This window comes from Agromyces cavernae (assembly GCF_021044935.1).
In the GTDB taxonomy this organism is placed as follows: domain Bacteria; phylum Actinomycetota; class Actinomycetes; order Actinomycetales; family Microbacteriaceae; genus Agromyces; species Agromyces cavernae.
Window position 1 is genome coordinate 251,611 of sequence record NZ_JAJNMP010000002.1, and the last position, 12,563, is coordinate 264,173.

At 69.4% G+C, this 12,563-nt stretch carries 12 protein-coding genes, 1 tRNA gene and 1 other RNA gene; 7 read left to right on the forward strand and 7 right to left on the reverse strand.

Annotated features, from left to right (window positions below):
* Positions 1-55 precede the first annotated feature (55 nt).
* A complete protein-coding gene (locus LQ757_RS07245) occupies positions 56-577 on the forward strand; it encodes a DUF3145 domain-containing protein (protein ID WP_231046556.1) in 522 nt (173 codons plus the stop codon).
* 161 nt (positions 578-738) lie between these two features.
* Here LQ757_RS07245 and LQ757_RS07250 read toward each other — a convergent pair whose 3' ends face one another.
* From LQ757_RS07250 to aceE, 6 genes are all read right to left on the reverse strand, one after another.
* On the reverse strand, positions 739-1,971 hold the full coding sequence (locus LQ757_RS07250; protein ID WP_231046557.1) for a beta-ketoacyl-[acyl-carrier-protein] synthase family protein: 1,233 nt from the start codon (positions 1,969-1,971) through the stop codon (positions 739-741).
* An 83-nt stretch (positions 1,972-2,054) separates the two neighbouring features.
* Entirely contained in the window at positions 2,055-2,303 is a 249-nt protein-coding gene (locus tag LQ757_RS07255; protein ID WP_026378239.1) for an acyl carrier protein, read from the reverse strand.
* Between the two features lie 65 nt (positions 2,304-2,368).
* Positions 2,369-3,373 carry a beta-ketoacyl-ACP synthase III gene (locus LQ757_RS07260; protein ID WP_231046558.1) on the reverse strand — a complete coding sequence of 335 codons (1,005 nt, stop codon included), beginning with the start codon at positions 3,371-3,373 and terminating at the stop codon, positions 2,369-2,371.
* 42 nt (positions 3,374-3,415) lie between these two features.
* On the reverse strand, positions 3,416-4,336 hold the full coding sequence (locus LQ757_RS07265) for an ACP S-malonyltransferase (protein ID WP_231047317.1): 921 nt from the start codon (positions 4,334-4,336) through the stop codon (positions 3,416-3,418).
* A gap of 87 nt (positions 4,337-4,423) precedes the next feature.
* Entirely contained in the window at positions 4,424-5,635 is a 1,212-nt protein-coding gene (locus tag LQ757_RS07270; RefSeq protein WP_231046559.1) for a PucR family transcriptional regulator, read from the reverse strand.
* 11 nt (positions 5,636-5,646) lie between these two features.
* The gene (aceE, locus tag LQ757_RS07275) at positions 5,647-8,373 is read right to left on the reverse strand and encodes a pyruvate dehydrogenase (acetyl-transferring), homodimeric type (protein ID WP_231046560.1); all 2,727 of its coding nucleotides are present in this window, start codon (positions 8,371-8,373) and stop codon (positions 5,647-5,649) included.
* A gap of 162 nt (positions 8,374-8,535) precedes the next feature.
* Between aceE and LQ757_RS07280 the strand changes: the two genes are divergently transcribed.
* The 6 genes from LQ757_RS07280 (at position 8,536) to rnpB (ending at position 11,738) form a co-directional block, all read left to right on the forward strand.
* Positions 8,536-8,994, forward strand: coding sequence for a peroxiredoxin (locus tag LQ757_RS07280; protein WP_231046561.1), 459 nt, complete (start codon positions 8,536-8,538; stop codon positions 8,992-8,994).
* Between the two features lie 66 nt (positions 8,995-9,060).
* Positions 9,061-9,133 (forward strand) — tRNA-Val (locus LQ757_RS07285).
* 102 nt (positions 9,134-9,235) lie between these two features.
* The gene (locus LQ757_RS07290) at positions 9,236-9,676 is read left to right on the forward strand and encodes a DUF1801 domain-containing protein (RefSeq protein WP_231046562.1); all 441 of its coding nucleotides are present in this window, start codon (positions 9,236-9,238) and stop codon (positions 9,674-9,676) included.
* Between the two features lie 9 nt (positions 9,677-9,685).
* Positions 9,686-10,504, forward strand: a complete 819-nt coding sequence (locus tag LQ757_RS07295; protein WP_231046563.1) for a Nif3-like dinuclear metal center hexameric protein — start codon at positions 9,686-9,688, stop codon at positions 10,502-10,504.
* Between the two features lie 37 nt (positions 10,505-10,541).
* Positions 10,542-11,279, forward strand: a complete 738-nt coding sequence (locus LQ757_RS07300) for a zinc ribbon domain-containing protein (protein WP_231046564.1) — start codon at positions 10,542-10,544, stop codon at positions 11,277-11,279.
* 81 nt (positions 11,280-11,360) lie between these two features.
* Positions 11,361-11,738: RNase P RNA component class A (rnpB, locus tag LQ757_RS07305), an RNA gene on the forward strand.
* 68 nt (positions 11,739-11,806) lie between these two features.
* Here rnpB and ppgK read toward each other — a convergent pair.
* Positions 11,807-12,559: a polyphosphate--glucose phosphotransferase gene (ppgK, locus tag LQ757_RS07310; RefSeq protein WP_231046565.1), complete on the reverse strand. Its 753-nt coding sequence runs from the start codon at positions 12,557-12,559 to the stop codon at positions 11,807-11,809.
* Positions 12,560-12,563 lie beyond the last annotated feature (4 nt).

A 12,563-nucleotide genomic window follows, 5' to 3' on the forward strand; every position in this document is an offset into this window, starting at 1 on the left:
CATCCATCGTTCAGAGGTCGTAGGGGAAGACGCACCTCACAGAACGGAGATCGAGATGGCAGAGACGGTCGTGCGGCCCGCACGCGCCGCGCAGGGTGTGCTCTTCGTACATTCCTCGCCGCGCGCGCTCTGTCCGCACGTCGAATGGGCGGCAGGCACGGCGCTCGGCACCGCGGTGAACTTCGATTGGCAGGAGCAGCCCGTGCTGCGCGGCAGCATGCGTGCCGAGTTCACCTGGCAGGGCGAGCCCGGCAGCGGAGCGAAGCTCGCCTCCGCCCTGCGCGGGTGGGAACAGCTTCGGTTCGAGGTGAGCGAAGACTCCTCGCCGGGCTCCGACGGCGCCCGCTGGATGCACACACCAGATCTCGGCGTGTTCTTCGCGCAGACCGACACGGTCGGCAACACCGTGATCCCCGAGGATCGCATTCGCTACGCGATGGAGATCGGCGGCCACGACGCCCGCGAGCTCCATCGTGAGCTGCGACTCGCGCTCGGGCAGGCATGGGACGACGAGCTCGAGCCGTTCCGTCATGCCAGTGATTTCGCCCCCGTCGTCTGGTTGCACCAGGTGGGGTGAGCGATGCACGGATCGCGAGCGGCGTGACGCGATCGTCGGTCGAAGCATCCCGGCGACGCACGAGCGAAGCTCGCGAGACGTGACGAGAAGACCCCGGCGCATTCCTGCGACCGGGGTCTTCTCGCGGGTGCGTACGCCGCGTGCTGCAGTCGTCCGCTCGGCTACGCCGTGCGGAACGCCGCGACGGCGTTGTGTCCGCCGAAGCCGAACGAGTTGCTGATAGCGACGCCCTCCCCGTCGAACGGGCGCGGCGAGGTGACGACGTCGAGGGGGATCTCGGGATCCTGCTCGGCGAGGTTGATCGTCGGTGGCAGCGTGCGCTCGTGCAGGGCGAGCACGGTGAACAGCGCCTCGATGGCGCCCGCCCCGCCGAGGAGGTGACCGGTCGAGGCCTTCGTCGCCGACACGGCGATGCCCTCGAGCCCGTCACCGAAGACGCGCCGCAGCGCGTTGTACTCGGCGATGTCGCCGACCGGGGTGCTCGTCGCGTGCGCATTGATGTGGTGCACCTCGGAGAGGCTCGCACCCGCGCCTTCGACGGCCGCCTTCATGGCGCGCGCGGCTGCCGAGCCCTCGGGGTCGGGAGCCGTGATGTGGTAGGCATCGCTCGTCACCGCACCGCCGAGCAGCTCGGCGTAGATGCGGGCGCCGCGCGCCTTGGCATGCTCTTCGGTCTCGACGACGAGCGCCGCGGCGCCCTCGCCGAGCACGAAGCCGTCACGCGAGACGTCGTAGGGACGAGACGCGACCGCGGGGTCGTCGTTGCGGCGCGAGAGTGCCTGCATCGACGCGAATGCCGCGATCGGCAGCGGGTGGATGGCCGCCTCGGAACCGCCGGCGATGACGACATCGGCGAGACCCTGCTGCAGGTGGTCGTAGGCGTTCACGAGCGCTTCGGTGCTCGACGCGCAGGCCGACACGACGGTACGGATGCCGGCACGTGCGTGCAGGTCCATGCCGATGGCGGCGCCCGGACCATTGGGCATGAGCATCGGCACGGTCATCGGCAGCACCCGACGGGGGCCGCGCTCGCGCAGGGTGTCCCACGCATCGAGCAGGGTCCACACGCCGCCGATGCCGGTCGACCAGTCGACGCCCAGCCGCTCGGGCGCGACCTCGGGAGCACCGGCGTCGGCCCACGCTTCGCGGCCCGCGATGAGGGCGAACTGACTCGACGGATCGAGTCGCTTCACCTCGTGGCGCTCGAGCACGTCGGCCGTGGCGACCTTCGCGGATGCGGCGAACGTGACGGGGAGGGCGAGTTCCTCGACCCACTCCTGCTCGAGGGCGCGCGCGCCCGACTCCCCGGCGAGCAGGGCGTTCCAGCTGTCGCGGGCGGTGCCGCCGAGCGGTGAGGTCGCACCGATGCCGGTGATGACGATCTTCTTGGTCATACGAGATTCACTCCGTTGGGAGAACAGTCGAAACTGAATCGAGCGGACCCCGGCCTGACGCCGAGGCCCGCTCCACGCAGCGGCTAGGCCTGGGCCTTGACGATGAAGCTCACGGCGTCGCCGACGGTCTTGAGGTTCTTGACCTCTTCATCGGGGATCTTCACGTCGAACTTCTCTTCGGCGTTGACGACGATCGTCATCATCGAGATCGAATCGATGTCGAGGTCGTCGGTGAACGACTTGTCCAGCTCAACCGTGTCGGTCGCAATGCCGGTCTCGTCGTTGATGAGCTCGGCCAGGCCGGCAAGCACTTCTTCGGTGGACAATGCCATTGTTCTTCTCCTTGAGGGTGTCTCGTTTGACCGAGGAACAGTCTAGATGTAGGTGGACAGGCGGTTCAGGGCAGAACCACCACTTGGGCGCCGAACACGAGTCCGGCGCCGAAGCCGATCTGCAGGGCGAGGCCCCCCGAGAGTTCGGGATGCTCCTCCAGCAGGCGATGGGTCGCGAGCGGGATCGACGCGGCCGAGGTGTTGCCGGTCGTGGCGATGTCGCGAGCGATCACCACCGACTCGGGAAGCTTGAGCTGCTTGGCGAACTCGTCGATGATGCGCATGTTCGCCTGGTGGGGGATGAACGCGGCGAGATCGTCGCTCGTCACGCCTGCGGCCTCCAGCGCCTGCTTCGCGACCTTCGCCATGTCCCAGACCGCCCAACGGAAGACCGTCTGGCCCTCTTGACGCAGCGTCGGCCACTCGGCGGTGCCATCGCGGAACTCCGTGAGTGTGTGGTTCATGCTCACCGCGTCGGCCTTCGAGCCGTCGGATCCCCAGACGGTCGGCGCGATGCCGGGTGTGTCACTCGGACCGATCACGACGGCGCCCGCGCCGTCACCGAGGAGGAACGAGATGCTGCGGTCGGTCGGGTCGACGACGTCCGAGAGCTTCTCGGCGCCGATGACGAGCGCGTAGGTCGCGGCACCCGCGCGGATGAGCGCATCCGCCTGTGCGACCGCGTAGGCGTAACCGGCGCACGCAGCGTTGGTGTCGTAGGCGGCAGCAGGGTTGGCACCGACGCGGTCGGCGACGACCGCGGCCATCGAGGGGGTCTGTCGCACGTTCGAGATCGTCGCGATGATGACGAGGTCGATCGCCTCGGGGGCGACCCCGGAGCGCTCGATCGCCTCGCGCGCCGCATCGGTCGCGAGGTCGACCGCCGGCACGTCGGCTCCGGCACGTGCGCGGGTGATGATGCCGGTGCGCTGCTGGATCCACTCGTCCGAGGAATTGATGGGCCCGATGAGGTCGCTGTTCGGGACGGCGTGCTCGCCGCGGGCTGCGCCCAGCGAGTAGATACGGGTGAACGCGGGTCCGCGCGACTGCTGCAGGGTGGGTTTCGTCATGCTCGGCTTTCTCGTGTTCGGTGCTCGGGACGCTCGGCCCGCTCAGGCGCTCTGCTCGATGAGCTCGATCGCCGCGGGGAGGTCGTCAGGGGTCTTCACGGCAACCGTGGGCACGCCCTTGAGCCCTCGCTTCGCGAGTCCGACGAGTGCTCCCGCCGGCGCCAACTCGATGATGCCGGTGACCCCGGCCTCCTGGAACGACGCCATGCAGAGATCCCACCGCACTGGTGACGAGACCTGGCCGACGAGCAGTTCGAGGAAGGCGCTTCCGGAATCGACGGTGCTGCCGTCGCGGTTGGTCCAGAGGGGCAGCGCGGGATCGGCCGGGGCGAGGCTTGCGGCGACCGCCGCAAGGTGCTCGACCGCGGGCTGCATGTAGCGCGTGTGGAACGCTCCGGCGACCTGCAGCGGGACGACCCGTGCGCCGGCGGGCGGCTCGGCCTTCAGCTGCTCGAGGGCGTCGAGCGCGCCCGCGACGACGACCTGGCCGCCGCCGTTGAAGTTCGCGGGTTCGAGGTCGAGCTCGGCGAGCCGTGCGAGCAACTGCTGCTCATCGCCGCCGAGGACGGCGCTCATTCCGGTCGGGGCGAGCGACGCGGCATCCGCCATCGCCCGGCCGCGCTCGGAGACGAAGCGCATCGCCTCGCGCTCCGCCAGCACCCCGGCGCCGGCCGCGGCGGTGATCTCGCCGACCGAATGCCCGGCGATGCCGCCGAGCTTCGCCGCGCGGTCGCCGTCGAGCAGCGCGCCCAGCGTGAGCAGGCCCGCAGCAACGATGAGCGGCTGTGCGACCGAGGTGTCCCGAATCGTGTCGGCATCGCTCTCGGTGCCGTGGCGGACGAGGTCGAGACCGGCCGCGTCCGACAGCGCGGCGAGGTGGTCGGCGAATGCGGGTTCGGTGAGCCAGGGGGAGAGGAAGCCGGGGGTTTGCGAGCCCTGTCCTGGGGCGACGACGACAATCACCATCTCAGTCTGCCAATCACGAGGACACGCCGGGTGTGCACACGCTACAAGCTCTTCGCAAAAGCCTTGTGCCGACGGTACAGCGCGTCAGCCGCCCGAACGCCGCGGGGCGTGCTCGTGGTCGCTCATCGAACCGATGATGAGCGCGGACTGCAGGATGAGCGCTTCGCGCGCGCCGGTGGCGTCCCAGCCGATGACGTCGGAGACCCGCTTCAGTCGGTACCGCACCGTATTCGGGTGCACGAACAACTCGCGGGCCGTCGCCTCGAGCGAACGCCCGTTGTCGAGATAGCTCCAGAGTGTCGTGAGCAGCTCGGTCGAGTGCGCCTGCAACGGCCGGTAGATGCGATGCACGAGCGTGGCGCGTGCGAGCGGGTCGCCCGCGAGGGCACGCTCGGGGAGCAGGTCGTCGGCGTGCACCGGGCGCGGCGCGTGCCGCCAGGAGCGGGCGACCGCGAAGCCCGCGAGCGCCGCCTTCGCGCTCTTCGACGCATCGACGAGGTTCGGCACGGCGTGGCCGAGCACGAGATGACCCGACCCGAAGTGCGGTTCGAGCTGCGAGGCGATCTCGAGGAAGGTGAGCGCCGGTGCCGTGCCGATGGCGTCGTCGCCCTCACGCTCTTCGGGGTCGGCGCGACCGATGACGAGCACGAGGCGGTTGCCCTGCACGCCGATGAGCACATCGGCGTGCATGTGCCGTGCGGCGCGTCGCAGGTGGTCGACATCGAGCTGCTTCGGCGCCGTGCCCACGAGTACCGCGACCTCGCCGTGGCCGTGCCAACCGAGGGCTGCGATCCGACTCGGCAGCTCGTCGTCCGCCTCGCCGGAGAGGATCGAGTCGACGACGAGCGCCTCGAGGCGCGCATCCCAGAGTCCGCGCGCCTCGGCCGCGCGAGCGTAGACGTCGGCCGCGGCGAACGCGATCTCGCGCGAGTACAGCAGGATGGCCTCGCGGAGTGGCTCACCGCCGTCCTTCACGCGGTCTTCGACGACCTCGACCGTCACCCGGATCAGCTGCAGCGTCTGCTGCAGGCTCACCGAGCGCAGCAGCTCGCGCGGCGCCGCGCCGAACACGTCGGCCGCGATCCACGGTGTCGATCGAGGGTCGTCGAACCACGCGATGAACGACGAGATGCCGGCCTGGGCGACGAGGCCGACCGCCGAGCGACGGCTGGGCGGCATGTCGCCGTACCACGGCAGCGTGTCTTCGAGACGCTTGAGCGTCGCCGTCGACAGTTCACCCGCGATGGTGCGCAACCATGCGAGCGTCTGCGCCTTCGTTCTGGGCCTCGTCGCCACCTCGCTGCCTGCTAGCTCTCGCCGCCGGCCGATCCGGTGGTGCCCGCATTCACGTCGTGCAGGCGGTACTTCTCGATCGCCTGCGCCGGCAGCGACGGGTCGATCTCACCGCGCTCGACGAGCAGCTCGAGCGTGCGCACCACGACCGAGGGGCCGTCGATCTTGAAGTATCGACGTGCTGCGGGACGCGTGTCGGAGAATCCGAAGTCGTCGGCGCCGAGGGTCGCGAACGGTCCGGGCACGTACGCACGGACCTGGTCGGGCACCGCGTGCATGTAGTCGGACACGGCGACGAACGGGCCGCGGGCGCCGGCGAGCTTCTGCGTCAGGTAGGGCACCTGCCGCTCGGCGCCGGGGTGCAGGAAGTTGTGCTCGTCGGCGGCGAGGCCGTCGCGACGGAGCTCGGACCAGCTCGTGACGCTCCAGACATCGGCCGAGACGCCCCAGTCGTTCGCGAGCAGCTGCTGCGCCTCGATGATCCACGGCACGGCCACGCCGGACGCGAGCAGCTGGGCCTTCGGCCCGGCGTGCGTCGACTCGCTGAGGCGGTGCAGGCCCCGGACGATGCCGTCGACGTCGACGCCCTCGGGCTCCGCCGGGTGGATGATCGGCTCGTTGTACACCGTGAGGTAGTACATGACGTTCGGGTCGGCGTGGTTGCCGCCGTACATGCGCTCGAGGCCCGACCGCACGATGTGCCCGATCTCGTACCCGTAGGCGGGGTCGTACGACACGACGGCGGGGTTGGTCGCCGCGAGCAGCTGCGAGTGCCCGTCGGCGTGCTGCAGGCCCTCGCCCGTGAGGGTCGTGCGTCCTGCGGTCGCACCGATGATGAATCCGCGTGCCATCTGGTCGCCGGCGGCCCACATCGCGTCGCCCGTGCGCTGGAACCCGAACATCGAGTAGAAGACGTACACGGGGATGAGCGGCTCGCCCTGCGTCGAGTACGAGGTGCCGACGTTGGTGAACGCGGCCATCGCGCCGGCCTCGTTGATGCCCACGTGCAGGATCTGCCCCTGCGGGCTCTCCTTGTAGGCGAGGAGGAGCTCGCGGTCGACCGATGTGTAGTGCTGGCCGTTCGGATTGTAGATCTTCGCGGTGGGGAAGAACGCGTCGATGCCGAACGTGCGCGCCTCGTCGGGGATGATCGGCACGATGCGGTGTCCGAAGTCCTTCGAGCGGATGAGGTCTTTCAGCAACCGCACGAACGCCATGGTCGTGGCGATCTCCTGTGTGCCCGAGCCCTTCTTGGCGATTGCGTACGCCGAATCGTCGGGCAGCGACAGCGCCGTGTGCGTCGATCGGCGCTCGGGCAGGTAGCCGCCGAGTTCGCGACGGCGTTCGTGGAGGTACCGGATCGCCTCGTCCTGATCGCCCGGGTGGTAGTACGGCGGTAGGTAGGGGTTCTCCTCGAGCTGTGCGTCGGTGATGGGGATGCGCATCGTGTCGCGGAACGTCTTGAGGTTGTCGAGGGTCATCTTCTTCATCTGGTGGGTCGCGTTGCGACCCTCGAAGGCGGGACCGAGGCCGTAGCCCTTGATCGTCTTCGCCAGGATGACCGTGGGCTGACCGGTGTGCTCGACCGCGGCCTTGAATGCCGCATACACCTTGCGGTAGTCGTGGCCGCCGCGCTTGAGGCCCCAGACCTCGTCGTCGGAGAGGTCCTTCACGAGCTCGAGCGCGCGCGGGTCGCGGCCGAAGAAGTTCTCGCGCACGTACGCGCCCGACTCGGCCTTGTAGGTCTGGTAGTCGCCGTCGGGGGTGACGTTCATGAGGTTGCGCAGTGCGCCCTCGTGGTCACGGGCGAGCAGGTCGTCCCACTCGCGGCCCCAGACCACCTTGATGACGTTCCATCCGGCGCCACGGAAGAAGCTCTCGAGCTCCTGGATGATCTTGCCGTTGCCGCGCACCGGTCCGTCGAGTCGCTGCAGGTTGCAGTTGATGACGAACGTGAGGTTGTCGAGGCCCTCGTTGGCGGCCACCTGCAGCTGGCCGCGGCTCTCGACCTCGTCCATCTCGCCGTCGCCGAGGAAGGCCCAGACATGCTGGTCGCTCGCGTCCTTGATGCCGCGGTTGGTGAGGTACTTGTTGGCCTGCGCCTGGTAGATCGCGTTGATGGGACCGAGGCCCATCGACACGGTCGGGAACTGCCAGAACTCGGGCATGAGCCGCGGGTGCGGGTAGGACGAGATCCCGTTGGGCGCGTGCGACTTCTCTTGCCGGAATCCGTCGAGCTGGTCGGTCGAGAGCCGGCCCTCGAGGAACGCGCGAGCGTAGGTGCCGGGGGAGGCGTGGCCCTGGATGAAGATCTGGTCGCCGCCGCCGGGGTGATCCTGACCGCGGAAGAAGTGGTTGAATCCGACCTCGTAGAGCGCGGCGGATGACGCGTACGTCGAGATGTGGCCGCCGACCGCGATACCCGGGCGCTGCGCCCGGTGCACGAGCACCGCGGCGTTCCACCGGATCCATGCGCGGTACCGGCGCTCGATCTCTTCGTCGCCGGGGAACTCGGGCTCGTTCTCGGGGGCGATGGTGTTGAGGTAGTCGGTCGTCGGAACCATCGGCACACCGAGGTGCAGTTCCTTCGAGCGCTTGAGCAGGCTCAACATGATCTCGCGGGCGCGCTGGTGTCCCTTCTCGGCGACGAGCGCATCAAGCGACTCGGACCACTCCGAGGTCTCTTCGGGATCAGCGTCAAGCGCCTCGACCGAGTACGGATCCTGGTCGTTGACAGTCACACTCGACCTCTCTGTTCTGCAGGTTGTGCCTGCGTCGTTTGGGCGTGCGCGTACCGACGCGGACCGGCTCGGCAGTCGCATGGCACCTCTCGACATCTTAGTGAGTCTGATTCGGTGCCGTCGGCTAGGGTGAGGTTCGCCAGCACGGAAGCGAGCTTGATCATGATCCTCGAGCCCGGCGTCGTCGCCCCCGACTTCGACCTCGTCAACCAGTTCGGGCAGCCTGTGCGCCTCGCCGACTACCGCGGTGTCAAGCCCGTGACGCTCGTGTTCTTCCCGCTGGCGTTCTCGCGCGTCTGCCAGGGCGAGCTCTGCGAGCTTCGCGACAACATCGCGATATTCGGCGATGCGAGCGTCGAACTCCTCGGCATCTCGGTCGACTCGAAGCACACCCTCCGGGCGTGGGCGGAGTCGGAGTCGTATTCGTTCCAGCTCCTCGCCGACTTCTGGCCGCACGGCGAGGTCGCGACCGCGTATGGCGCGTTCGACGACATCGCGGGCACCGCGCATCGCGCGACGTTCGTGATCGGTGCCGACGGTGTCATCGTGTCGAGCTTCGCGACGCCGCGGGGCGAGGCGCGCCCTCTGGCGCGCTACCGCGACGCGCTCGCGATGCTCTGAGTTCGGTTGTGCGCCCGGCGGCGGCGCCCGCGCTCGGATAGCATTGGCGTGCACCGCGTGCATCGCGGGCCTTTAGCTCAGTTGGTAGAGCGCCACGTTTACACCGTGGATGTCGTCGGTTCGAGCCCGGCAGGGCCCACATCCTCATCGCCGTTCCGGCGGCGTCGCACGATCGCGGCCGGCGTGCGACGTCGGCCGCGAGTGCCTTGACCGCAGGTGCCATGGCGACGACACTTCCGATATGACGCTGCATCCCGACATCCGGCGGTACAACGATGCGCTCGACACCGACGACCGCGCCGTCGGCGAACTGCTCGCCACTGAGATCGATCGGCAGCTGCCCGAGGCCGAGCGCAAAATCTGGCACGCGCACCCCGTGTGGTTCCTCGACGGGAATCCGATCGTGGGCTACAGCAGGCTGAAGGGCGGCGTCCGGCTGCTCTTCTGGAGCGGCCGGTCGTTCGACGAGCCCGGCCTCGTTCCCGAGGGCACGTTCCGTGCGGCCGAGGCACGATACCGCTCGGTCGACGACATCGACACCGACGCGCTCGCGCGCTGGCTCGCGAAGTCGCGCGAGATCCAGTGGGACTACGAGCACATTCGCACGAACCGCGGGCTCGTCCCACGGGTCGGGATCACCGATGCAACAGGTGCCGACCGCCCGACATCGCCCCGGCACTAGGCTGGTCGGGTGCCGGCCACCCTCGCAGAGATCCTCACGACGATCGATCGGCTATGGCCGTTCGCGGGCGCAGAGGCGTGGGATGCCTCGGGGCTGGTCAGCGGCGATCCGGCCGCCCCCGTGCAGCGGGTACGGTTCGCCGTCGATGCGGTCGCCGCAACGGTCGATGAGGCCGTCGATGCCGGCGCCGACCTGCTCATCACCCATCACCCCCTACTGCTGCGGGGCGTGACGAGTGTCGCCGAGGATCGTTACAAGGGCGCATTGATCGCGCGACTGATCCGCGCCGACTGCGCCCTCATCAGCGCCCACACGAACGCCGACGTCGTCGAGCACGGAACGTCGGCCGTGCTCGCGAGCGCTCTCGGCCTCACCGGCACCGCCCCGATCGTCCCGGCCGAGAACCCCGACCTCGGCCTCGGACGCGTCGGCCGTCTCGCCGAACCGACCACGCTCGGCCGCCTCGCGCGACGCCTCGCAGAGATCCTCCCGGCGACCGCGACCGGCGTGCGCGTCTCGGGCGGATACGACGACCCCATCGAGACGATCGCCGTGTGCGGCGGAGCGGGCGACTCGCTGCTCGCCGATCCCGCAGTTCGCGGCGCCGACGTCTACATCACCGCCGACCTGCGCCACCACCCGGCTTCCGAGGCGCGCGAGCAGGCGATGCTCGGTGCGGGCCCTGCCCTCATCGACGTCTCGCACTGGGCCAGCGAATGGCTCTGGCTCGCTGCCGGCGCCGGCCAGCTGCGCGCTGCCCACCCCGACCTCGAGATCGCGGTGAGCGATCTTCGCACCGACCCGTGGGACTTCCAGGTCGTGCAATGATGTCGAGTCAGCACCCGATCCCTGCGAGGAGCACCACGTGAAGGCCAGCCCAGCCGATCAAGAGCAACTGCTGCGACTCCAGTCGCTCGACACCAGGCTCGCGCAGCTCGATCACCGGCTCGGCTCCCTGCCGCAGGCAGCCCCGCTCGCCGACCTCGCCGCCAGGGACACGGCGGTGCGCGGCACGCGGGCCGAGGCGGTCGGCGGCCTCGAAGACGCCAAGGCGGAGCTCGCCCGTCTCGAATCCGACGTCGCCGTCGTTGAGGCGCGCATCGCCCGCGACACCGACCGCGTGCAGCACACTTCGTCAGTGAAGGACGTCGCGGCGCTCGAATCCGAGCTCACGGCACTCGCCAAGCGCCGCAGCGACCTCGAAGACCAAGAACTGGTGGTCATGGAGAAGGTCGAGGCCGCCGAGGCGGTCGTCGCCGACATCGATGCCCAGCGTGCGGCGATCGCGGCAGAGGTGGCCGAGCTCGAGTCCGCACGCGGCGAGGCGGCCGCGGGCTTCGGCAACGAGCGCGACCAGACCGAACGCGATCGCGCCGTCGTCGCGGGCGGTGTCCCCGCAGACCTGCTCGCGTTCTACGAACAGCGCCGCACTCGCGGCGGCGGCGTCGGTGCGGCCCTGCTGCGACAGCGCACGTGCGGCGGGTGCACGATCACGCTCACCGGCTCCGATCTCGAGTCCGTGCGCCGATCCGCGCCCGACGACGTCGTGCAATGCCCCGAATGCGATCGCATCCTTGTTCGAACGGATGAGTCGGGCCTCTGATCCCGCGTCGAGCCGCGCGCGGGGCATCCGATCGCACGTTGCCGTGACGCACGGGTGCCGACGGTAGGCTGGAACCGCGAGCGGGTCGGCAAGACGGTCGCGTCGTACGGTTTCGGCCGTGCGCCGAGGAACGTCCGGGCTCCGCAGGGCAGGACGGTGGGTAACACCCACCCGGGGCAACCCGCGAGACAGTGCCACAGAAAGCAGACCGCCACCGGCGCAAGCCGGAGGTAAGGGTGAAACGGTGGGGTAAGAGCCCACCAGCGGCCGTGGTGACGCGGTCGGCTCGGTAAACCTCGTCCGGAGCAAGGCCAGACAGGGAACGATGGGGCTGCCCGTCCCGTTCCCGGGTAGGCCGCTGGAGGGTCGCGGCAACGCGGCCCCGAGAGAGATGGCCGTCCAGCCGGTGTCGCGCAAGCGCCCGGTGAACAGAACCCGGCGTATCAGCCGGCCCGCTCGCACCGGCCGCTCGGCCGCAGGGCGGTGAGCCCGCGACACGCTCGAGGGGCGCTCAGTCGGCAGAGCGCTCAGTCGACGGCGAGCGAGGCGGCGCCGAGGATGCCGGCGTTGTTGCGGTGCACAGCAGGCACGATCGGGGTCTTCAGGTCGAGCAGCGGCAGGAAGTGCTCGTGGTGCTTCGAGACACCGCCGCCGACCACGAAGAGGTCGGGGGAGAACAGGAACTCCACCATCGCATAGAACCGCTGCAGGCGTTTCGCCCACTCGCCCCAGCTGAGGTCTTCGCGCTCCATGGCCGAGTACGCCGCACGCGTCTCGGCGCCGACGCCGTCGACCTCCATGTGGCCGAGCTCGGTGTTCGGCACCAGCACCCCGTCGTAGAGGAACGCCGACCCGATGCCGGTGCCCAGCGTGGTGAGGATCACGAGGCCCTCGGCTCCCACGGCCGCACCGTACCGCGCCTCGGCGTAACCGGCGGCATCGGCGTCGTTGATGAAGTGGATCTCGCGGCCGAGTTCCTGCTCGAACAGCTCCTCGGCGGGCAGGCCGATCCACTCTTCCGAGATGTTCGCCGCCGACAGCGTGCGACCGTGCTTCACGATGGCCGGGAAGCAGACCCCGAGGGGCAGCTTGGTGCCGCCGTGCTCGTCGAGTTGGGCCAGGAGGTCGCGTGCGGCGTCGAGGATGTCGGCGGGCCGGCCGCCCTCGGGCGTGCGCACCTTCTTCCGGTCCGAGACGAGCTCACCGGTGGCGAGATCGACGATCGCCCCCTTGATGCCGGTGCCGCCGATGTCGATGCCGATCGCGTGGTCAGTCGCCATGCCG